At 38.4% G+C, this 21,816-nt stretch carries 25 protein-coding genes; 9 read left to right on the top strand and 16 right to left on the bottom strand.

All coding sequences use genetic code 11. From position 1 onward, the window contains the following. Positions 1-15: 15 nt before the first annotated feature. The 3 genes from ABC361_RS08415 to ABC361_RS08405 are packed head-to-tail and all read right to left on the bottom strand — an operon-like array spanning position 16 to position 3,320. Positions 16-1,458: a phytoene desaturase family protein gene (locus ABC361_RS08415; RefSeq protein ID WP_413073561.1), complete on the bottom strand. Its 1,443-nt coding sequence runs from the start codon at positions 1,456-1,458 to the stop codon at positions 16-18. Beyond that, positions 1,455-2,948 (bottom strand): phytoene desaturase family protein, encoded by a 1,494-nt coding sequence (locus ABC361_RS08410; protein ID WP_413073560.1) that lies wholly within the window; start codon positions 2,946-2,948, stop codon positions 1,455-1,457. The genes ABC361_RS08415 and ABC361_RS08410 overlap by 4 nt, the downstream gene beginning before the upstream one ends. Before the next feature lie 57 nt (positions 2,949-3,005). After that, on the bottom strand, positions 3,006-3,320 hold the full coding sequence (locus ABC361_RS08405; RefSeq protein WP_413073559.1) for an MGMT family protein: 315 nt from the start codon (positions 3,318-3,320) through the stop codon (positions 3,006-3,008). Between the two features lie 65 nt (positions 3,321-3,385). On the opposite strand from ABC361_RS08405, the gene ABC361_RS08400 reads away from it, so the two are divergent. After that, entirely contained in the window at positions 3,386-4,009 is a 624-nt protein-coding gene (locus ABC361_RS08400; protein ID WP_413073558.1) for a TVP38/TMEM64 family protein, read from the top strand. A gap of 31 nt (positions 4,010-4,040) precedes the next feature. Here ABC361_RS08400 and asnB read toward each other — a convergent pair whose 3' ends face one another. Then, positions 4,041-5,891 (bottom strand): asparagine synthase (glutamine-hydrolyzing), encoded by a 1,851-nt coding sequence (asnB, locus tag ABC361_RS08395; protein WP_413075741.1) that lies wholly within the window; start codon positions 5,889-5,891, stop codon positions 4,041-4,043. 167 nt (positions 5,892-6,058) lie between these two features. Continuing rightward, positions 6,059-6,811 carry an SDR family NAD(P)-dependent oxidoreductase gene (locus ABC361_RS08390; RefSeq protein WP_413073557.1) on the bottom strand — a complete coding sequence of 251 codons (753 nt, stop codon included), beginning with the start codon at positions 6,809-6,811 and terminating at the stop codon, positions 6,059-6,061. A gap of 128 nt (positions 6,812-6,939) precedes the next feature. Between ABC361_RS08390 and ABC361_RS08385 the strand changes: the two genes are divergently transcribed. Further along, positions 6,940-7,743 carry an ion transporter gene (locus ABC361_RS08385; protein WP_413073556.1) on the top strand — a complete coding sequence of 268 codons (804 nt, stop codon included), beginning with the start codon at positions 6,940-6,942 and terminating at the stop codon, positions 7,741-7,743. 80 nt (positions 7,744-7,823) lie between these two features. Here the strand turns inward: ABC361_RS08385 and ABC361_RS08380 are convergent, their stop codons facing one another. The 3 genes from ABC361_RS08380 to ABC361_RS08370 all read right to left on the bottom strand — a co-directional run bounded on the left by ABC361_RS08380 (position 7,824) and on the right by ABC361_RS08370 (position 9,851). Then, positions 7,824-9,194, bottom strand: coding sequence for an aspartate kinase (locus ABC361_RS08380; RefSeq protein WP_413073555.1), 1,371 nt, complete (start codon positions 9,192-9,194; stop codon positions 7,824-7,826). A 152-nt stretch (positions 9,195-9,346) separates the two neighbouring features. Further along, on the bottom strand, positions 9,347-9,505 hold the full coding sequence (locus ABC361_RS08375) for a hypothetical protein (protein WP_413073554.1): 159 nt from the start codon (positions 9,503-9,505) through the stop codon (positions 9,347-9,349). A gap of 52 nt (positions 9,506-9,557) precedes the next feature. Beyond that, complete coding sequence (locus tag ABC361_RS08370; protein WP_413073553.1) at positions 9,558-9,851, bottom strand: hypothetical protein; 294 nt, start codon at positions 9,849-9,851, stop codon at positions 9,558-9,560. 177 nt (positions 9,852-10,028) lie between these two features. On the opposite strand from ABC361_RS08370, the gene ABC361_RS08365 reads away from it, so the two are divergent. The 4 genes from ABC361_RS08365 (at position 10,029) to cbpB (ending at position 13,998) form a co-directional block, all read left to right on the top strand. Continuing rightward, the gene (locus ABC361_RS08365; RefSeq protein WP_099300488.1) at positions 10,029-10,331 is read left to right on the top strand and encodes a MerR family transcriptional regulator; all 303 of its coding nucleotides are present in this window, start codon (positions 10,029-10,031) and stop codon (positions 10,329-10,331) included. Positions 10,332-10,512: 181 nt separating this feature from the next. Next, positions 10,513-11,295 carry a divergent polysaccharide deacetylase family protein gene (locus tag ABC361_RS08360; protein WP_413073552.1) on the top strand — a complete coding sequence of 261 codons (783 nt, stop codon included), beginning with the start codon at positions 10,513-10,515 and terminating at the stop codon, positions 11,293-11,295. Positions 11,296-11,314: 19 nt separating this feature from the next. Then, complete coding sequence (locus ABC361_RS08355; RefSeq protein ID WP_413073551.1) at positions 11,315-13,072, top strand: S8 family peptidase; 1,758 nt, start codon at positions 11,315-11,317, stop codon at positions 13,070-13,072. 488 nt (positions 13,073-13,560) lie between these two features. Further along, complete coding sequence (gene cbpB / locus ABC361_RS08350) at positions 13,561-13,998, top strand: cyclic-di-AMP-binding protein CbpB (protein WP_099300484.1); 438 nt, start codon at positions 13,561-13,563, stop codon at positions 13,996-13,998. Between the two features lies 1 nt (position 13,999). Here the strand turns inward: cbpB and ABC361_RS08345 are convergent, their stop codons facing one another. Both ABC361_RS08345 and ABC361_RS08340 read right to left on the bottom strand, forming a co-directional pair. Further along, a complete protein-coding gene (locus tag ABC361_RS08345) occupies positions 14,000-14,416 on the bottom strand; it encodes a hypothetical protein (protein ID WP_413073550.1) in 417 nt (138 codons plus the stop codon). Positions 14,417-14,431: 15 nt separating this feature from the next. Continuing rightward, positions 14,432-14,866 (bottom strand): YaaR family protein, encoded by a 435-nt coding sequence (locus ABC361_RS08340; protein ID WP_413073549.1) that lies wholly within the window; start codon positions 14,864-14,866, stop codon positions 14,432-14,434. A 101-nt stretch (positions 14,867-14,967) separates the two neighbouring features. On the opposite strand from ABC361_RS08340, the gene ABC361_RS08335 reads away from it, so the two are divergent. Continuing rightward, positions 14,968-15,180: a hypothetical protein gene (locus tag ABC361_RS08335; RefSeq protein ID WP_413073548.1), complete on the top strand. Its 213-nt coding sequence runs from the start codon at positions 14,968-14,970 to the stop codon at positions 15,178-15,180. Positions 15,181-15,192: 12 nt separating this feature from the next. On the opposite strand, the gene ABC361_RS08330 is transcribed toward ABC361_RS08335, so the two are convergent. Continuing rightward, a complete protein-coding gene (locus ABC361_RS08330; RefSeq protein ID WP_413075740.1) occupies positions 15,193-16,314 on the bottom strand; it encodes a M20/M25/M40 family metallo-hydrolase in 1,122 nt (373 codons plus the stop codon). 56 nt (positions 16,315-16,370) lie between these two features. Continuing rightward, a complete protein-coding gene (locus tag ABC361_RS08325; protein WP_413073547.1) occupies positions 16,371-16,778 on the bottom strand; it encodes a VOC family protein in 408 nt (135 codons plus the stop codon). 72 nt (positions 16,779-16,850) lie between these two features. On the opposite strand from ABC361_RS08325, the gene prli42 reads away from it, so the two are divergent. Next, complete coding sequence (prli42, locus tag ABC361_RS08320; RefSeq protein ID WP_176554198.1) at positions 16,851-16,949, top strand: stressosome-associated protein Prli42; 99 nt, start codon at positions 16,851-16,853, stop codon at positions 16,947-16,949. A 66-nt stretch (positions 16,950-17,015) separates the two neighbouring features. Here the strand turns inward: prli42 and ABC361_RS08315 are convergent, their stop codons facing one another. Genes ABC361_RS08315 through ABC361_RS08305 form a run of 3 tightly spaced genes read right to left on the bottom strand, consistent with a single transcriptional unit; the run spans position 17,016 to position 19,317 of the window. Beyond that, positions 17,016-17,519 carry a L,D-transpeptidase gene (locus tag ABC361_RS08315; protein WP_413073546.1) on the bottom strand — a complete coding sequence of 168 codons (504 nt, stop codon included), beginning with the start codon at positions 17,517-17,519 and terminating at the stop codon, positions 17,016-17,018. A 28-nt stretch (positions 17,520-17,547) separates the two neighbouring features. Next, positions 17,548-18,531: an aromatic acid exporter family protein gene (locus ABC361_RS08310; protein ID WP_413073545.1), complete on the bottom strand. Its 984-nt coding sequence runs from the start codon at positions 18,529-18,531 to the stop codon at positions 17,548-17,550. Between the two features lie 57 nt (positions 18,532-18,588). Next, on the bottom strand, positions 18,589-19,317 hold the full coding sequence (locus tag ABC361_RS08305; protein WP_413073544.1) for a YqcI/YcgG family protein: 729 nt from the start codon (positions 19,315-19,317) through the stop codon (positions 18,589-18,591). A 142-nt stretch (positions 19,318-19,459) separates the two neighbouring features. On the opposite strand from ABC361_RS08305, the gene ABC361_RS08300 reads away from it, so the two are divergent. Beyond that, a complete protein-coding gene (locus tag ABC361_RS08300; RefSeq protein WP_413073543.1) occupies positions 19,460-20,080 on the top strand; it encodes a LysE family translocator in 621 nt (206 codons plus the stop codon). On the opposite strand, the gene ABC361_RS08295 is transcribed toward ABC361_RS08300, so the two are convergent. Continuing rightward, positions 19,998-21,665 carry an ATP-binding protein gene (locus ABC361_RS08295; protein WP_413073542.1) on the bottom strand — a complete coding sequence of 556 codons (1,668 nt, stop codon included), beginning with the start codon at positions 21,663-21,665 and terminating at the stop codon, positions 19,998-20,000. The two genes, ABC361_RS08300 and ABC361_RS08295, sit on opposite strands and share 83 nt — an antisense overlap. Between the last annotated feature and the right edge of the window lie 151 nt (positions 21,666-21,816).

The following is a 21,816-nucleotide window of genomic DNA, read 5'->3' as shown; positions in this document are numbered from 1 at the left end:
TCCATCTTTGGTTCCTTATCCTCGTACCGCAGCTGCCTGCTGTAATTCTTTGACGAATAGCTTAACACCTTGCATAACAATTGGAATGCCTCCTCCAGGATGTGTCGATGCCCCAACCGCATAGATATTTTTCGCTTTAAACGGTTGATATTGCGGTCGAAACACGGCTGATTGCGTTACAGTTGGTGCAAGTCCAAAGCTGCCCCCCTCATATAACCCTTGTGCTTCTGCATCTTTTGGGGTTCGCACATCAAGCCATTCAATATGGGTTTGTAAGTCCGGAAATGCTCGCTTTTCAAGCTGTTCAAGTACCGTTTCCACAAGTTTATGACAATCATCTGTTTTCATTTTAGCCGGAATCGGAATGAGTGCATATAGTACACCCTTCCCTTCAGGCGCTAACGATGGATCAATTACTGATGGATGAAACGCATATATCGACGGAAGTGTCGACAAATCCCGTGCTTCAAAAACATCTTTCATATGTTGGTCGAAATCGTCCGACATTAGAAATTGATGAATAGGGCTTTCTTCATAAACTTTATCTAATCCTGCATATACCAATAAACAACCTGAAGAAGGTACGTACTTTTTCTTTACTTCTTTTTGTTCGACAAGAGCTTCAGCTAACGGGAAATCCAAATTCATCACGAATCGGTCCCCTTCAAAAATCATATTGTCGACTTTAACAGCTGTTCCGACGTTCCCTTTATAGAGGATCTCGTTCACTTCTGCGTTTTTTATTAATTGAACGCCTCGCCCTTTAAGTTCTTCTACAATTTTTTCAACTAAATGTGCATAGCCTCCTTTTAAATACCAAATACCATGCGCATGTTCACTATAGGAAACGAGTGAATAAAGTGCAGATGAATTTGTCGGATTCCCTCCGATATAGAGAGACTGGAGTTTATACGCATTTTGGAGCCGTTCATGTGAAAAGTAGCTACGTATCATCTTATCTACAGATTGATACGCCTTTAACTCGTACAATGTTTTCAAGTTAGAAACCGTAAAAAAATTCCTTTTTTGATTAAAGCTTTTATCTAAAAACGCAGCTTTTCCCTTAATAAAATTCTGTTCCATCGCCTTCATAAATTGAGGAAACTGATCCTCTTCACCTGGGAAAACCTTTGAAATCTCTTCACGCTGCTTATCCATATCCCTATACTTCCAAAATGACGCTCCGTCCGGAAAACTCATTTTGTAAAGAGGATCAATTTGAACAAAATCTAACGAACTTACATTCATTCCAGATTCTTCTAAAATGGACGTAATCATTTCTGGTAGTAATACAATAGTTGGGCCTTGATCAATTTTGTATTCCCCATGTCGATGATAGGCTAAACGACCACCAAAGTAGTCATTTTTTTCTAATACGGTGACTTCATCACCACTGTTACTTAAGTATAATGCTGTTACGAGCCCACCAATCCCACTTCCGACGACAATCGATTTCATTTTATGAGAATTCCTTTCTTGTCCGCTTTAAAAATGCCGTTAGCTGTAATTGAGGCTGACGCTAAAATGGTTGGTAGTCCACTTCCTGGATGAGTTCCTCCACCAGTTAACCAGCAATTTTTCAGTTCCTCAAATTGATTATGAGGTCTGAAATACATCATTTGTCCAAGGTTATGAGCGAGATTGAATGTAGCGCCTTTATAAACATTAAACTGATGTTCCCAATCGGTTGGCGTAACAACTGAGTAAGATGAAATGTGGCTCCTTAAATCTTTGAAATTTGATTTGCGTTCAATCTGATCGAAAATTAGTTCTGCAAACGTCTCTTTATGTTCTTCCCAATCTAAATGACTAAAGTTGTTCGGGACTGGTGCTAACAAATATAAAGGGGATTTCCCTTTTGGTGCGAGCGTATCATCTGTCACAATTGGATTATGAATATAGATTGATGGATCAACAGATAATGTTTTTGAACCAGTAATCTCTTCAACATTCTTTTTATAGTCTTCTGAGAAAACGACCGTATGATGATGCTCGTTGTACACTTTTTCCACATTTGCGTAAATCATAAACGTTGAACAAGAATATTTTTTATTTTTCAATTTGGTACGCTTGTATTTCTTTAAATGCTGATCGTCGACTAAGTTACTCATTGCATGAGCAAAGTCTACATTAATAACGAGCTCGTCCGTTTCTTCTTGCTCCCCATCTTCATACGCTAAACCTTTAGCACGACCATTTTTCACAATAATCTTCTTCACAGCACGATTTAATTCAATCTCTCCACCTAATTCTTGAAAGGCTGTTGCCAAAGCTTTTGTAATTTGGTTCACTCCACCGACAGGATGAAAAATACCATACTCATGTTCCATAAAGGATAAAATACTAAAAGCTCCTGGACACTCCCATGGGGACATCCCTAAATATTTTGATTGAAACGTGAACGATAGCTTTAGTCGCTCATCCGTAAAATATTTACTTAACTCATCATAGAGTGTTTTTCCTAATGATAAACTTGGTAAAGCTTTTAAGGCTCGTAATCTCGTGTAATCAAGGAGAGAATCATGCTTGTTTTGCAAAAGTGGCATTAATGCATTCATTTTCTCTCTTGTTTCAGTCATAAATCGTAAGTACCCTTCCCCGTTTCCAGGAAACAAGCGCTCGATTTCGCTATAGGTTTGCTGTTCATTTCGATTTGGCGCAAACGATAAACCATCGAATTGCAATTTATAAAGCGGGTCCACTTCTTTTAGCGTTAAATAGTCTGATAAGTTACGCCCAACTTCAGCAAAAATCTCTTCCAGTAGATGAGGCATGCTAAAAAATGTTGGACCACGATCAAATACAAAGCCATTTTGATTAAAACTAGAAGTCCGCCCACCAACGTATGCTTGTTTTTCCACAACTTTCACTCGATACCCTTTACCAGCTAATAATAGTGCTGTTGCCAGCCCGCCTGGTCCAGCACCAATTACAATAATTTTCTTCATTTATCCACCCTAATTCTTAAACAAATTTCTCTTTTTTAATACCCTTATTTAGCGACCTTAAACTAATGGACCCATCCAGCTATGTTCCTTCATTTTCACTCGACCATTTTCCTCAAATTGAACACCTTCTTCTTTTAGCAATTCTTTTTGTGAATACAAGTGGTTGAATACAAGATGTTCGTTTAACGACCCATCTTTTTTTAAGACTCGATGGGCCGGTACATCGTCAGGTGCCTGCTGCATCGCCCAGCCAACCACTCTTGCACTACGTGGTGCTTCGAGAATCGTTGCAATTTGTCCATATGATGCCACTTCTCCTACAGGAATCTGCCGGACTACTTCATAGATATTGTCAAAAATTAAACCCATCATTTATCCCTCCTCTCTTTGTATGTTTGCTAAAATAAGAGTTTACGACCATATGTATGAGGTGAATTATGAAAAAAAAGCTCGTCGTGTTTCTCTTCTTTTTAGGTTTAGGGATTTTAGTCTATCGTTTTCAAGACGATTTTCTACATTTTATCGAAACGCTTGGTGACCAATCAATCGTATTGACTACAACGATTGCAACATTATTCTCTTTATTCCCGATCATTCCTTATCCAATCATTGGAGGTTTAATTGGCGCAGCATACGGACCATATCTCGGGAGCTTCGTCACTTGGATGGGCTCATCTTTGGCATCCATTATCTTTTTTGCGTTTATTCGGTACGCCTACCAAGATATTGGCTTGAAGCTGATTCACCGCTTTCAAGTTACTTCAAAGGTCACAATGTTATTTGAAAAAAATGCGTTCATGACTATATTTATTACGAGACTGATCCCAATAGTCCCTTCTATTCTTGTAAATGCGTATTCTGCTTTAAGTCGTGTTTCTACCACTCACTATATTGTCGCATCGTCTCTAGGAAAAATGCCCTCGATGATCTTATTTGCCTCCGTCGGACATACCATTATCCATAATCCTAGCGGTTTAATCATTGTCGCGTTCTTTTATGCTCTATTTTTAGCGCTTGTTTATCTATCCTACCGAATTTGGACTAAGCGACAACCTAAATGAGACCAGGGAAACAAATTCCTGGTCGTCATTTTTATGAGTCTTCAATTTTTATGTGATAATGCTTAAGCCAGAAATCCATTTGAACGAAATGAGCAAGTAGTTGCGGCCCTGCCATCAACTGACCAAAATACGGTTTACCTGTATCAAAACCACCTGTATCTGCAAGGTCTTTTAATTGTTTGCGCTCGATAAAATCAAACAGGGGCGAATCACTTTGCTGAGCAATCGCCTGAATTTCTTTTGTAACGGCATTTGTATAGTCAGGATGATGGGTTTTCGGATAAGGGCTTTTCTTACGATACAAAACATCATCAGGAAGTAACCCTTCAAGGGCTTTTCGTAAAATCCCTTTTTCACGTCCACCATGCACTTTCATTTCCCATGGAACATTCCAAACATACTCAATAAGTCGATGATCAGAAAACGGTACCCGCACTTCAAGGGATGCGCCCATACTCATGCGATCTTTACGGTCAAGCAAGTTTGTCATAAACCAAATCATATTTAAATAGGAGATCTCTCGTCTCCTTGCTTCTTCCTTCGAGTCCAGCGCAAATGTTGGTACGTCCTTAATGGTCTCCGTATAACGGTCATAAACATAATTTTTTAGATCAAGTTTCTTTCGCCATTCAGGCTTTAATAATGCATTGCGCTCATCAATTGATCTCATCCATGGAAAACCATCGATATTCATCACTTCTGGCTTATGAAACCATGGATACCCTCCAAAGATTTCGTCAGCACATTCGCCTGATAGTCCAACCGTCACATCTTGTTTTATTTCTTTACAGAACCATAACAAGGATGAATCGACATCTGCCATTCCTGGCGTATCTCGCACAAGGACCGCTTCTTTTAACAATTCTGCTAGCTGAATGTTTTGGATCACACAGTTTTTGTGGTCGGTCTGACAATGCTTAGAGACCTTTTTAATCCATTCACCATCAGCATTTGGCTGAAAGGCACTCGCTTTAAAATATTTATCGTTTTCTTCATAGTCAACAGAATAAGAGGAAATGATTCCTTTTCCTTCTTTTTTATAATGATTTGCCGCTAACGCCGTAAGTGCACTTGAATCAATACCACCAGATAAAAACATGCCGACAGGGACATCTGCAAATAACTGTCTTGCTACAATGTCTTCTAAAAGCAGTCGGATATGATTGGCGGTCTCATCAACCGAATGCGTATGTGCTTCGCTTTTTAACTGCCAGTATCTACGTAAACGGAGCTCCTCATTTTTATACGTTAAAAAATGAGCAGGTTTTAATTCATGAATGTTTTTGAAGATTCCATGGCCTGGCGTTCTTGATGGAGCTAAGCCCATCACATCTGCCAATCCAAGCCTATCAACAACTGGATCTATATCTCGGTGAGCCAACAAACTTTTTAACTCTGAGCCAAATAGTAAAAACCCGTCACGAACGGTATAAAATAATGGTTTCACACCTACTCGATCTCTTGCCATAAATAATGACTTTGTTTCATGTTCCCAGATCGCAAATGCGAAAATACCATTAAATTTTTCTACACAGGCCTCTTTCCATTGAATATAGGATTTCAACAGGACTTCTGTATCGGAATGTCCAGAAAAAGTGTGCGCATCGTTCATTAACTCTTTCCGAATCTCTTCCGTATTGTACAATTCACCATTATAAACAATCGTATAGGTCTTTCCATCAACTGTTTTCGTCATTGGCTGAATTCCGCCTTCAGGATCAACCACGATTAACCTTGCATGACCAAACGCTACGTGCTGATCAGTCCACGTTTCTAATGCATCAGGTCCTCTTCGGTTTAGCGTCTGTGCCATTTGCTCAATTTCTTTTTTTTCATTCCTTAAGTCTCGTCGCCAATCAATCCACCCTGTAATCCCGCACATCTCATTACCAGCTCCTTCTGGAATGTAACGGTCCTGATGCAACCTTACATTTCCTCACTCCTAACCTATGCTATTCAAGGAAAAAGCCAAAAGTGCTTCTTTTTAAAGGAACTGGACGTTTTAAGATTGGTTTGAAAAAGAATCAAATGACGTATAAGTAGTGGTCGTTATTTTTTATAAAAAAACGGCTTTCCAATTCCTTCAATAAAATGTGGAGCTAGTTGATATAGCTTCCCTAAAATCCCCAAAGATCGGGGAAGGTTTACTTCACGTTTCTTTGTTTTTAAAGTCTGAACAACTCGCTCAGCTACTTGATCTGGCTGTAGCAAATGAGCACCCATGTTGTCACTGTAAGAGCCCGTTTTATCTGCCGCTTGTAAGAAAGGTGTATCGATTGGGCCTGGGTTAATAACAGACACGCTTACATGGAACGGTTTTAATTCTAATCTCAACCCGTTTGAATAGCCAAGTAAGGCATGTTTGGTTCCGGCGTATACACTTGCTTTAGCGGTAGCCACTTTTCCCGCTAAAGAAGCAAGTTGGATAATATGCCCTGATTGATTCTTTTTCATATGTGGCACCACACGATTCGTAAGCTGAATCACACCAATCATGTTTAATTGAAACATCATCTGAACGTCTTCGTCAGAAAGATCCCATGATGATGCAAAACGACCGATCCCAGCATTATTAATTAGTACATCTGGCTGTAAATTTGCGGAGTATAATTGGTTTACAGACGAATGAATGGAATCGACATCGGTCATATCAATTGCACATGTATACGTCTGACCGTCTACCTTTTTCAACGTTCCATATCTTCTTGCTAGTTTAACAACTTGAACATCACGTTCTTTAAGTTGTTTACAAATTTCTTCTCCGACACCACTTGATGCACCTGTCACCCATATTGTTTTCATTCATTCTTCATATCCTTTTCCATAACTTTTCAACTCTTGTATTAGCCTTAGGGTACAATGGTTTATCCTTTCCCTTCAACTTTTTTCTTGCTATGATAACGGAAGAGAATTGAGGGGAGAAGGCAGGTTTGAAAAAACAGCTTTACCAAATTGTTAACCATAAGGCGTTTCAAATAACTGTTATTATTTTAATCGTTTTAAACGCCATTTTAGTCGGAGTGGAGACATACGACCATATTTATCAAGACCATCAAACTTTTTTTCATTACGCTGATCGCGTTTTGCTCTGGATTTTCACAATCGAGATTGTCATGCGCTTTTTTTCAACCTCAGTACGTTCCTTTTTTAAGAGTGGCTGGAACTGGTTCGATACACTTATCATTTTAGCTGGACATTTATTTACTGGCGGACATTTCGTTACCGTTTTACGTGTGTTGCGTGTCCTTCGTGTCTTAAGAGCGATTTCAGTTATTCCTTCTTTAAGGCGGTTAGTGGATGCCCTAGTCATGACCATCCCATCCCTTGGGAATATTTTGTTTTTAATGGGAATCTTTTTATACATATTTGCTGTGATTGGAACCATGCTTTTTAGCGATTTTGCACCTGAGTATTTTGGGAATTTGCAACGAACCATTTTAACTTTATTCCAAATTGTTACGTTAGATTCGTGGTCAAGTGGCATTATGCGTCCTCTAATGGAATATAACGAGTGGATCTGGATTTATTTTGTTTCCTTTGTGCTAGTAGGGACCTTTATTATTTTCAACTTATTTATTGGTGTAATTGTCAATAATGTTGAAAAAGCAAATGACTCTGAGGATGAAGAGGACCCGGCAAATAGACAGGTATCGGTTTCAGTCAGTGAGTTAAAACGCATTGAACAGCAGCTTGAATCAATCCAAGCTGAGTTAAAGAAACAAAACCATTCTTAACAGCCAATGATCCGGCGTAAGCTATTAAAAAAACCTTTATGAATGAGCCACCCTCATTCATAAAGGTTTTCTTTTAATCATTATACAGGTACGCGACTACCAAAAAACTCATGATACAGTTCTTGCACGGCAACATCCGCATCTTTTTGATGAATGCCAAACACCAAGCTCGTCTCAGAAGATCCTTGGTTAATCATTTCAATATTAACCCCTTTTCGAGATAGCGCAGCCGATGCTCTAGCAATCACACCAATGGAATTGTGCATTCCTTCTCCCACTAACATGACCATGGCAAACCCTCTCTCGATGTGTACGTCATCAACAGTGAGTTCTGTTTTAATACGTGCTAAGATTTGTTCTTCCACACCATCTGTCAACTGACTTTCGCGAATAATGACACTTGTATCATCAATGCCCGATGGAATATGTTCATAGGAAATCGATTGATCTTCTAAAATTTCGAGCAGTCTACGACCAAAGCCTACTTCTCTGTTCATTAAATACTTGCGTACATAAATGGTCGCAAATCCTTCATCTGCTGCAATCCCAATAACCGGATCATCAAAAGGCTCACGCTCAGCAACAATAAGCGTGCCTTCGCTTTTTGGATTGTTTGTATTTTTCACACAAACTGGAATGCCGTTTCGAAATGCTGGAATGAGTGCTTCATCATGAAACACACTAAAACCTGCATAAGAAAGTTCTCGCATTTCGCGGTACGTCATTTTTTTTATTTCAAAAGGATCCTCAACAATTGTTGGATTGGCTGCATAAACAGAATCAACGTCTGTAAAGTTTTCATAAAGATCCGCCTGTACTGCAGCTGCTAAAATCGCACCTGTTATATCTGAACCACCACGTGGAAAGGTTACAAGCGTTCCTGTTTCTGAAAATCCAAAGAAACCAGGAAACACAATAACTCCTTCTTGTTGCCGCAATTCATTTAAACGTTCATAAGCTACTGGCAATACCTGAGCGTTACCTGGTTCATCGCTCACAAGTAGACCAGCATCTTTTGGGTTTATGTAACTCGCATTCATGCCAATTGATTTAAAATAAGCAGCGATTAACTTCGCATTATTATCTTCCCCACTCGCTTTTAAAGCGTCCATCATCTGATGTTCGTTTGCATAATACGCGTTCATACGTACCTTTAAATCATGATAAATTTCTTCTTTAATATCTTCTTGCAAACCTAAATCAGAAACCATTTCTGCATAACGGTTTACTACTTTGTTTAACGTTTGTTCTTTTGCTTGATCATTGTTCCCAATGCAATATTGTGCCAATTCAATTAATAAATCTGTTGTTTTCACATCTGCCTTTGTTCTTTTTCCTGGTGCGGATACAACGACGATTTTTCTAGATGGATCTGCCTGAATAATTGCGGCTACTTTGCGGATCTGTTCAGCATTTGCAACAGAGGAGCCGCCAAACTTTGCTACTTTCACGTTACGTTCCCCACTCTCCATTTTACTTCTCTATTTTAATTATTCATAATATCATAATCCTTTTTTATAAGCCACCGCTCTAGCATCTTTCTACAAAAAAAAGCGTCCGTTTTCTTTATATAAAAGAAGAAAACAGTCGCTTTTAACAGGAGTTATGGTTTATGAACATCTTCTGTATCGGATGTATGTTTTGTTTCCTTTTTCTTACGCTCTTCCTTTTTCTCTTTTTTTATTTCATCTAACGGCAGCTCGTCATAAGGGGATTCCTTTAAGTCTCGATCTTGAATGGCTTTCCAATCTTTTTTTGTCATGTTCGAAACCTCCATATAAAGCTATTACCGTTCAGTCACATCATTAAACCCCTTACATAAACCACGCAAACCATAAAGGACCCCTTGATGTTTGAAATTCCATTGCTGTACAAGTGGACTCTGGTAGAAATTCACTACCATCTTCTACATCCCCGTAAGTCATCTCGCTAATATTATTTGTGAAACCGGCTTCATCAAAACATTCAGGAGCACTGTATAAGTTTAACGTATAATCAACGATTACCCGTTCGGAGTCTTCAGCCCCGTATTCAACTTGAATGACAAAACCTAAAATAACAATTAGTAAACTAACCGCCACTCCAATTAACCATCTATGCTTTCTCAACGTTCTTCCTCCTAATATGTACTACCAACAGTCTACACATTCTGAAAAGGTTCGGCAATTAAAAAATAAAAATCACCTTTGTTAGATAATCTAACAAATTTATTCACACTCATTCCCAAGCTATGATATATTATTACACAACAATCATGCGTAAACTCAATTGTGAGGTGGAGAGGGTTGTCTTATAAAGATAAAAAAGTGATTACTATAGGAATGGTTAGCGAGCTAACCGGTTTAACAGAAAGAAAAATTCGCTATTACGAAGAACGAAAGCTCCTTTTTCCTGAACGTTCAAAAGGTGGCACAAGAAAATACTCATTTTTAGACGTTGAACGATTAGTTGATATCGCCAATAAGATGGAAGACGGTATGCAAACGTTCGAAATTCGTAAAATGGAACAAAAAGCGATTCGAAAACAAGAAGTACGCGAAAAAATGTTGCGCGGTCAATTAAATGCTGCCTTTAACATTCGAAAATAAAATTTTTCACTAGAAAAACAGAAGATAAAGAATATTGATAACAAATCCTTTTAATATCGTCCCTTTAAATAGTGACCACATTAAAGGGATTTTTTGTTTTATCTTTTTTTCCTAATACTTCCTAACATGAAATGTATGCCTTTTGCCGAAAACTATTAAGTAAAAAGGAGCTTATCTAACTATGCTGAAAAAGCTTTTGTGGTTTCACTTAGCATTTATTCTATGTTTTACTGCTTTTCCTTTTTCCGCATTTGCGGAGGAAAAGACAGCAGCCATTATTATTGATGATTTTGGTGGTGATGTTAATGGAGCAGATCAATTTCTTCAAGGTGACATTCCTGTAACAGTTGCCATTATGCCTTTTCTTAAACAGGCCAAGTTGCAAGATACAAAAGCTCATCAAAACGGTTTAGAAGTCATTATTCACTTACCGCTTGAACCTAAAACTGGTAAGAAATCATGGTTAGGTCCTAATGCCATCACATCTGACTTAAGTGATGAGGAAATTAAACGTCGCTTAAATACCGCTATTAAAAACGTCCCTCATGCTAAGGGGTTAAACAACCATATGGGCTCAAAAGGAATGGAAGACGAGCGAATTGTTACGCATATTGTACAGTTTGCGAAGGAACATCAGCTCTATTTAATTGATAGCGGCACAACAGCAAAGTCACTTATGCCTGAACTTGCAGAACGTTATCAAGTGCCATGCCTAAAAAGAACATTGTTTATTGATGATTCAACTTCTTCTTATTCATATGTTCGAAATCAATTAGACACGTTTATAAAGACTGCACACAATCATGATTACCCACTTGCCATTGGTCATGTCGGCATTAAAGGAAATGATACGTATAAAGCGATTGTGCAAGCAGGCGAACAATTTAAAAAAGAAAACGTAACACTTGTTTTCCCATCACAATGGCTTTACCCACAAATTGACACACACTTAAACAAACTATAAAAACCAAAGGAGATTCGTTATGTTACGTCGCTCAGAAAAATGGGCTATTGCCTTAGCAAGTGTACTTATTATTAGCATGGTGATCATAAAACCAAGCCCCACCATGCATCGATCAATGGTTCAACAACAGCAACCCCCTTCAGTCGCTCATGAAGCGATTGATCATCTACAAGCAGAAGACATCGCTCTTTCAACCAATTTAATGCTTCACTCTTTTATGGCGAGTTTAGAAAACTGGACTACAAAAGACCAACTTGATCATAAACTAGAAGATGAAATCAACAACCATCCTTATATTCGAAGTATTGCTGTTTTAAATGAAGAAGGACAGGTTTTAGAAAGCGCCGGCCAAACAATGGATGTATCAAGCTTGCCCACGTTTTCTACAACATACAATACCCTTCAATACTCACATCCTTACCAAGAAAACAACGATGCCTATGTGATGGTAAAAAAGACGTTAGATCAAAACAAAACGATGGTTGGAGAAATCAATCTAGGGTTTATTCAATCCTATTTATCTGAACATGCTATGATTGCCGACAGCGAAGGAACGTTATTTATGTCAGGTGGCGAGGCGTCGGTTGATTTTAATAAAGAAACCCAGTTACCAGACGGCCAACAAGCAATAACAGTACCTGGTTTAAATTGGAGCATCTACGTGAATTCTAAAACAAAAAGTCAGTCGAATCCAATTGTTTCGCAAGAGGTTATCGTGAAACTTGACCCGAGTGTAGAACCTACAGAATGGGCTACTACACACCAACATACGATTCTGAAAGAGAATGATCCTTACCTTGTCTTAAAAACACCAGGTGATGAAGATGACTATATTCAAACGTTGCGACGTGATCGCGATGTCATTTTTGCGGAGCATAACTATTCTTTTGTGAACAAAGCCCTTATTAGCCAAGCAAAAGTAGAGCCTAATGATGAATTTTTTAAGCCTTATCAATGGAATCTGGAACAAATTGATCTTGAAGAAGGATGGAATTATGCAAACGGCGAAGATACGATCATTGCAATTATTGACTCGGGTGTAGACCCTGAGCACCCCGACCTCCAAAATAAGCTCGTTGAAGGCTACAACGCGATCGATGACTCATCTAATTATAAGGATGATAATGGTCACGGTACACATGTTGCAGGGATCGCAGCAGCTTTAACAAATAATGTTGAAGGAATTGCAGGGGTATCCTGGCAAAGCAAAATCATGCCAATAAAAGTACTTGATACAAATGGCGAGGGCTCCTCTTTTTCCGTTGCGAGAGGTATTTATTGGGCAGTTGAAAATGGTGCAGATGTTATCAACATGAGTTTAGGGGATTATTATCACTCTGATGTGTTATACGATGCTGTTGAACATGCTTACAATCAAGGGGTAACGCTAATAAGTGCGTCTGGTAATGAAAACACAGATGAACAGATGTATCCCGCTGCTTATCCTCAAGTTGTCACAGTAGCGTCTGTAAATCAAGATAAAAACCGGTCCTTTTTCTCCAATTACGGAGAGTATGTCGATGTTACTGCACCTGGTGAACATATTCCGAGCACTTATTTAGAAAATCAATACATTATGTTGTCAGGAACGTCCATGGCAGCGCCTCATGTAGCTGGTTTAGCGGCGCTAATTCATTCAATCAACCCGTCATTAACAAATGAAGATATTGGAAATCTAATTTTAGGAAATGCCAACCAACTTGGTGATGGTGATTATAACGTGTATTATGGTTACGGAGAGATAGACGTCAATGATACGTTATCAGCAATTGATTAAGTGCATGACAATGTAAGGGGACTTACATTTACGAAAAGCACAAGTGCAACTGATTACATGTAGCGTTGCGCTTGTGCTTTCTTTTATCCTTTATAGAGGATTACTGGCCTCAAGATCTTTTTTGAAACAAGAGTATTTCCGCTGAAACTTTTTTTACATATTCACAAAGGAATCCTTCTTTTTCTCGTTTTAAAAAGGTATTTTTTCTAATTGGCCTAGGCGATGACCACGCGACAGATTGAAGATTGCTCCATTTATCATGAGTAATGTATTCCTTTTTGAAAAAATATTCTTGACCCGAAGAATATTGCTCACAAATATATTTAACCGTTTGCTTAGAGTGCATAGCGTAACGCTCTCCTTTTTTCTTACTATTGTTACCAAACGGTTCTCACTGCATTCACTGACACCAATCTTGACGGACATCGTAAGAGCGTTTACGATAATAGAGAGCACATGAAAATCTAACACAAAGAAGTGATACATGTATGCAAACATTACGAAATCGATTGTTAACTGATAATGAAATTTCACCTTTAATCATTTCTGCCGACAAGGTTGCGCATGTTCAAATGAATAACCCGCTCCAACATGCCTTACTTGTTTTAATTAAGTCCGGATATACAGCGATTCCTGTACTAAATTCATCGTTTCACTTACAAGGTATGATTAGCAAGTCACTCATTTTAGATTCATTGTTAGGCGAACATGATTTTGAAATTGATCGACTTTCAACATTGACAGTTGGTGAATGTATGAACAAAGACGTTCCTTGTATCCGTCCTGAAGCTACGTTTTCTAAAGCGTTATCGCTATCTATTAACCACCCATTTTTATGTGTGGTAGATGATCAAAAAGCCTTCACTGGCATTTTAACACGCCGTTCAATTTTGAAATTAATTAGTAAATACTTGCATCAACACTAATCTACATGTTAATCCGTTTACGCAAGGCGTGCGCTCTGCTCGAAAACATCATTTGCAAAATTTTCGCAGCCATACTAGCAGGAACTTTCGCTCGGAAACGTACTTGATCAATCATAACAGTTCCGTCTTTTCCTTTAACAAATTCATGTTTATGCTCCCAATAAGTAAAAGGAAACGGCGGATTAACCATTTTATCAATAAAGAAATGTGGCGGAACCTCCGACATAATCTCCGTTGTAAATTGACCTACCTTTCCTGTATAAGGGATACGCACATGAACATTGTGCCCGTCTTTGTCCACTTGAACTGGCGGAAATTTATTCACTTTCTCTAAGTTTTTCGGGTCAGAAAAAAACGACCATGTTTCTTCTAATGAATGGCGTAATTTCGTCTCATATGTAAAGATATAATCGTCCATTTCTTCCTCCATTTATTAAATATAGATTTCTAACAACAGTCCTTCTAACTTCCCTACCCTTTTTAGCAAATCAATACTCGTCTTTTGTGTATCCACTATTTCTTTTGCCAATTCATCCATCTCTTGATTCACAACCTGAACGAGCTGATGTTGTTTAAACTGACCAAATTGACTACTCGTTGTTCTTGTTAATTGATAACTATCCTTTAAGACATGTTTTAAACATGCTTCTAAAGAATGGCGAAATAAAGATAACGCTTCGTATGAACGATGTTCAACTAGTTTATTTCCCTGTACCCGTAAGTCTTCAACTTTTCCCATCATTGATTGGAGAGCTTGTTGCTTCAACTGATCTTGAAAGCTTGGTTTTTGTATTGGTGCGCGATCCCCTCTTGTTGATTGGTTACGTGCTTGAAAATGCGGTGCGCTTTTATCTACGTGCTTTAACACGATCATTCCTCCTTATTGCCGTTCGCAAACGTTTACACAAATGGGGCAATATGATATAATTGAATATTCATTCGCATTGCCTCCATCACTGGAGGTGTAAAATGTTTTCTCACATTCGTTTAGCTACTAAACTCCATTATGAGGAAAATATGAGTAAAATCAATGACTATTTGTTTGAATTTCGACAATATGATCACGTTTCTCCATCAATTCAACAGCTATCTTTTGCGATTGGACTGACTGAAGAAGAAATATTAGAAAGCATGGAGTATGCGGATGATGCCCAGTATACAATAAAAGCCGTTCACATGTGAACGGCTTATTTTCTATGCTTTTGCTGTTTCTTTAATAATCGCAACGACTACATCCGCTACCTTTGTTAGCGCATTAATTGCAATACGTTCATTCGTCGTATGAATTTGCTCATAGCCAACAGACAAGTTAATCGTCGGAATCCCAAATCCAGAAATAACGTTACCGTCACTCCCACCACCACTGGCTCTCATAGTCGGGTTTAGACCTAACGAAGTAATGGCTTCACTTGCAATACGCACCACTTCAGCACTTGCTTCTTCTTTATAGCCAGGATACGAGTAGCTTACATCGACTTCGCACGACGTACCCATGTTTTCTGCAGCTTTTTCGAACGCTTTTTTCATTGCCTCAACTTGGGTATCTAGCTTATTCTTCTCTAAGGAACGTGCCTCCGCTGTAATTTCAACATAGTCACATACGATATTTGTTTGTGTACCGCCTTCAAAGCGACCGATATTCGCAGTTGTCTCGTTATCAATCCTGCCAAGAGGCATTTGTGCTACTGCCTTTGAGGCAACAGAAATCGCCGATATGCCTTTTTCTGGCTCTACTCCAGCGTGAGCTGTTTTGCCGTAAACTTTTGTCGTAATCTTCGCTTGGGAAGGCGCAGCTGTAATCATGCCTCCAACTTCTCCGTCGCTATCAAGGGCATACCCATAAGAAGCATGAATGAGGCTTTGATCAAGTGCTTTCGCCCCGACTAAACCTGACTCTTCTCCAACCGTAATAATAAATTGAATTGGACCGTGCTCGATTTGCTGTTCTTTTAATACAACAATAGCTTCAAGCATCGCTGCAATACCGGCTTTATCATCCGCACCTAAAATTGTTGTTCCATCTGTTCTTATGTAACCCTCTTCAAGGATCGGCTCGATGTTTTTACCTGGAACGACTGTATCCATATGAGAGGTGAAGTAAATCGTTTTTACTTCTTTCTCACTTGTTCCTGGTAATGTACAAATTAAATTATTTGCACCGTGTCCAGTAATCTCTTGTGCCTGATCTTCTTCAACAGTCAACCCTAGGTTCGTGAATTTTTCTTTTAATACTTTTGCAATTTCAGCCTCATGTTTCGTCTCAGAGCTAACTTTTACTAGCTCAATAAACTCATTAACAACACGTTCTGCCACAATTTATCCACTCCATTATTTAATAATCTCTTTCATCATAACGAATGCTGTAACATTTTTCATGTTTCTTGCTCACACAATTCAATTAGTACACCATTTGTAGAATTAGGTTTAAGGAAATTAATTCTTTTTTTATTACTTCCTTGTCTACTTTCCGGATATAAAAATTGATACCCGATGCTTTCAAAAAAGGCTTGTCCACAGCTTAAATCTTTACAACTCAACGCTAAATGGTGAAAGCAAGGAGATGGGTGCTTTAAAAGAAAGCGCTGTAACCCGTGGTTATCTTCCATAGGTACTAAAAGTTCTATTGAAAAAAGAGGCATGTCAAGATGATAAACGATTACTAGCTGATCATTGACCGGTTCTCGTGTCGGTTTCTCTACAGAAAATAGCTCGACAAATCGATCAATCTCCGCCTCAGACTGTAGGGCATATGCAATATGGTCTATTTTTAGTTCTAGCATAAAAACTCCTCTTGTTGCTTTTGTAGCAATCAGGTAAACTAGCATTAGTAAAGCTTAGGTGGAGGGATGACAATGCCACGAAAATTCCAACGTTTAATTGTATATATTATGATTGGGACTCTTGTACTCGGAGGCGTATTTGGTGCAGCCGCTGGTTTAGGCATGTTTTAATATGGCATACAAACGTATGAATTTCACGAGACGTATGCTCTCGTGAAATTTGCTTTAATCCTCGGCTCACTTTAATAGTCCGTATGCTTTGCCTAATGCATTAAAACTCCGTTGATCATTAACAACAACCACTTTACTCCCAATTTCTACTCGTTCAAATACATATTCAACAGCTGAATTTTCCATGCGAATACACCCTAACGACGCATGATAGCCAATTGAATGGGGTTGGTTCGTTCCGTGCACACCATAGGTACGGCCACTTGTCCCATTTGCATCAAATCCAATCCACCTACTCCCTAACGGATTCCGTTCATCCCCACCAGGAATATCTTTTTTACGGTAATAAGGCTGCTTTGCTTTTACAAGCACTTGGAACTCACCTTCAGGCGTTTCTTCCCCTTTTTTTCCGCTTGCAATTGGAAAGACTTCACTAATATGATTGGCTTCAATGAGTGCTAATTCATTCGTTTTAATATTCACAATAATATCTGCTTGTTCAATTAAAAATTGATTTGGAAATAGTGCAGAAAAAAACACGTAGATAGACAGAAAAAAAGACCACTTCACGTTTGTACACCCCTCGTATCGAATACGTTTAGGGTTTACGCAATGGTCTTTTTTTATCCGATTTTCGAGCCCACAACTCGTCTTTTGTCTTCAAATACTGTTCAAATTCAAACACAATTAACAAAAGAGACGAGCGACTCTCGAACTCTTCTCTTGTTTTCGGCAGCGGCATATTTCTAAATTCCGTACGCATCTCTTCTAATTGAAGCAAAAAATAAGCAACAGAATTCGTTGGGCTTACTGCACGGGACAATTCATCTAAAAAATTTGCTACTTTCTCTTGCTGTGGAACCGAACCATTAATGCGAGTTAGGTGTGGCATAAGCCGCTCAATGATTTCTAGCTGCTTTTCTCTCATTGCGAAATAATGGTAATAATGGTTCTCTTCTGCCAGGAGATGGTTTTGCATTGAAACAAATGCTGTCTTTTTACTCTCCTTTAACACCCAATCTAATTGGGACAATTCTTTCCCATCCCAACTACTTTCTCCAGCGCGAATATATGTAGATAGCTGATTTAACGTTGTTTTTAACAATGCTTCAACTTTTTTCCGCTGTTCGCGCATTTCCTTATCTTTAGAGGGCATATAAAGGTTCATTAATAGAGCTGTACCAATCCCAATAAAAATTAGCTGAAGTTCGTTCCAATAAAAGCCAACCGATACTTCTTCTACAACGTACAAATGCATAACTATAACAGAGCTTGTCACAATACCATCACTTGCTTTTACAAGCAAAACAACAGGGATAAATAACAAGATAAAGAGTGCGGCTGCAAATGGATTATAGCCAATCAACTCGAATAGAATAGAACTCATGACAAGACCAATCATACACGCAACAAACCGCGCCCACGAAACAAGAAGCGAATTTTTTCTTGTCACGGATATACATAATATCGTAATGATGGCTGCTGATGAAGCAAAATTCAATTCCAGAAATTGCGCAATTGAAAGTGAAATGAATACACCGATTGCGGTTTTTAGTGTTCGATAGCCAATTCTAAATCTCATGATATCCCTTTTTCTTTAAGTAATATGCTTAGTTTAGCACGTCAATCGATCAAAAATCTATTTTGAATCGTTTTTTGCTTTAAATGGGCATTTTCCTGTTATCGGTACACAATCATCACCAATAAAAAACTGTTTCCATTCTCTATGTTCGACATCGCCATAATGACTAATATCAGGATGTTTCGGTATTTGATCCCACGCCTCTACTCGTTTTCTAACAGCTTCACGTGAATTATGACCTTTTGGCTCAGTTCCTTCTAACCCTTGAAAAATTTCCCTTGGCTGAAATCCTATAACCATACTTTGCCCTAAATCTCGTGTAATTCGTTGCTTGTACGCAGGTGTATTTGCGAATGCGAACATCGACTGCCCATTAAAACAAAACGACCATAAATGATGTTCTGGATTGCTAGGCGTATGTTCAGGCCAAATACTTTCGTCTTTATCATTTAAGTATTGAAGCATATCCCAAAAATAACGACGATAATAATCAAGCGTTTGCTCTTGGTCTTCAGGCTCCACAAATACAAAAAGCCCTCGCCTAACAAGTGGACGTTGCTCCATTAAAGATTGAAACATTTTTAGTGTATGTGGCAATGAGGACCAATCTGCATGCGATAAATACGAATAGCGCAACTCCCCTTTTCGCTCTCCTTTTTGACCAAAAAAACACGGGAACGTTGTATCCGTAACGACTTTACTATATTCCTGATAACTTTGATTCACCCAACTTGGGACTTCAGTGGAAAGCATTTCTGCTGTTGTTAATAACCGAGATTGATTCATTTTCAATCCTCCTTTACATTCTTTCCCATCATATGAAGCTTGATTCGAATCTAGTCACGAAATTACAAATAAAGCACGTCTAAATCCCCATTACTGATCATTTACTAATTAGTGAGGCATGTCTAAGAAATAGGAGGTTTTTATGCCTGATATTCTTTCAGCATTTATTCTTGGTTTATCCTTAGCAGTTCCTGTCGGTCCCATTTGTCTTGCAATTGTAAAAAAGGGCATATCAAACGGCTTTTTTCCCGCTCTTTTTGTCGGCATTGGCGCCATTCTAGCGGATGTATGTTTTATGATTATTATTTATTTTGGTTTAACGCAGATTATATTCATGACGCCCGTGCAAATTAGTCTTTATTTGTTTGGGTCGACTCTACTTATTTATCTTGGTATCGAGTCCATTAACAAGCGAAAGACTGCTCTCTCTCGCTCAAGCAGTCTCTCTACTTCTGTCTTCGCTTCTTTTTGGACAGGTTTATCTATCGCGTTATTTAATCCAATTAATTTAATGTTTTGGTTTGGCATTTTCGGATCAACCTTAGCCGAGCTCACGAGCGAACAGTCTAGCTCTTTTCTTATCTATGCCATTTTTCTTTTTCTTGGCATTCTCGTTTGGAACATTAGCTTATCGTTTTTAGCTTCTTTTTTCGGTCAATTTTTGAGCCGCTCTCTTTTACCTATTTTGAATGTGATCGCTGGTTTATGTTTGTTAGCATTCGGGTTTCACTTTGTCCTAAAACTTGCTGAAATCCTTTTTTAACACGTTTTACGTCACGGTTTTCTGATACCGCTTTTAATGGCAAATAAACTTGGACGATCGTTCCTGTACCAGCTTTCGTTTTAATTTCCATCCGGCCGCCGTGCAATTCAACGATCTTATGACAGATCATTAAACCTAATCCTGTTCCTTTCTCTTTTGACGAGAAAAAAGGTTGACCTAACAAATAAAGTCGATTAGGCGGGATCCCTGTTCCTTTATCAATGACTTGCACACACAGTTGATTGTAGTCAGTCGTTACCCTTATCTCGATCGACGTTGCTGACTGACTGGCATCGACTGCATTTCCTATTAAATTAAAAAATAAAATATCTAATTCTTGTGCATAGCCGTGGATGTAATACGTGTCAGAAACAGAAAGTAGTAAAGGATTGTCTTTAACAAGTTCTTTCATTTCTTCTTTTCTAGCCAATGCTCTTACATAACTGTTTATTTCAATCGTTTTTTTGTTTTCAACCATGCCTTTTTGCTTAGCAAGAAATACATAATCATCAATGATCTTTTCCATTTGCGTTAATTCCGCATTAATAGTCTTGACCTGACTTTCAGGGATCGCTTTTGTCTCTGCATAAAGCTGCATAAACCCTTTAATCGTTGTTAATGGGTTTCTTAATTCATGGGCCATACTAGCTGATAAACGAGACGCAACTTTCATCGCCTCTTCTCTTCGCTTAGACGTTTGATGAGGTTGCTTTAAAACAGAAACAAATAGCTTCTTTCCATCAATATGAACAGGAAGAATGGCACACATTGTATACAGTAAACTGCCATCCCCATTAATGAGTTTGATTGGGCGATACATGATTTCTTCTTGTTGCGCCTGCATAGCTTCCTTCACCAGCTTTAATTCTCGTTCCTGAATATGATGACGCACTGGCTTTCCTATAAGACTCGTGTGATTCATACCTAAATAACGATGCGTCGCTTTGTTTGCGTAATGAATGGTCATGGAATCATGAAGAATGTAACATTCATTTGACAAGTCTAAAATATTTATTAACTCATTCCTTGTAATCAGTTGCTCCACTCGTTGTTCCGCACGAACCACATCAAATAACATGTAGCCGCTATATGTAATCACTCTTACCTCATATTCAATTTGCTGATATAAAAAAGTAAGAACCTGTTTTTTATCGTTAGGGTTATATAATTCTTTTGGCACAAACGTCCAAACGGAATCTTGAATCGTCAAAAACGCTCTCCCGACTTCGCTACCTTCAATAATTTTACCCGCCTCATCGGTTAACCAGCGTAATTTTTTCGATTGGTCATTTGAAACAATATTCAACCGAACATCTTCTTTTTTCGTTTTTCCAGCAAATGTATAGAGCATATACTCTTGATCTAGCACAGCATGTGAAATATCTAACTGCACGTTCATACCATTAGTCTCAACGACCCATTTTTCCATGGATTGGTAGCTTAAAATAGTTGCCAAAGGAATGTTAAGATCTGGCTTCTTTTCAAGACCTAACAATTTATTAAAAGCATCGTTTCTTATAATGATTTCGTCATCATAAATCACACATTGCGGAACATTAGACTGATTCAGTAATTCAGTAACCATCGCTTTCATACGCACTTGTTCGGTGTTTCAACTACACCGACTTAACCCCCCTTTTGTAAATGAAACTGACATTTTCCAACAATTGATTCGTTTTTTCTTTTAAAAATCCTCCTAAACAACAGAATTCTTCGTTAAAAATAATTTGACAGTA

This window comes from Shouchella phoenicis (genome assembly GCF_047238345.1).
Classification (GTDB): domain Bacteria; phylum Bacillota; class Bacilli; order Bacillales; family Bacillaceae_D; genus Shouchella.
The sequence above is the reverse complement of the archived record's forward strand: the minus strand, read 5'-3'. Positions and strand labels throughout refer to the sequence as shown.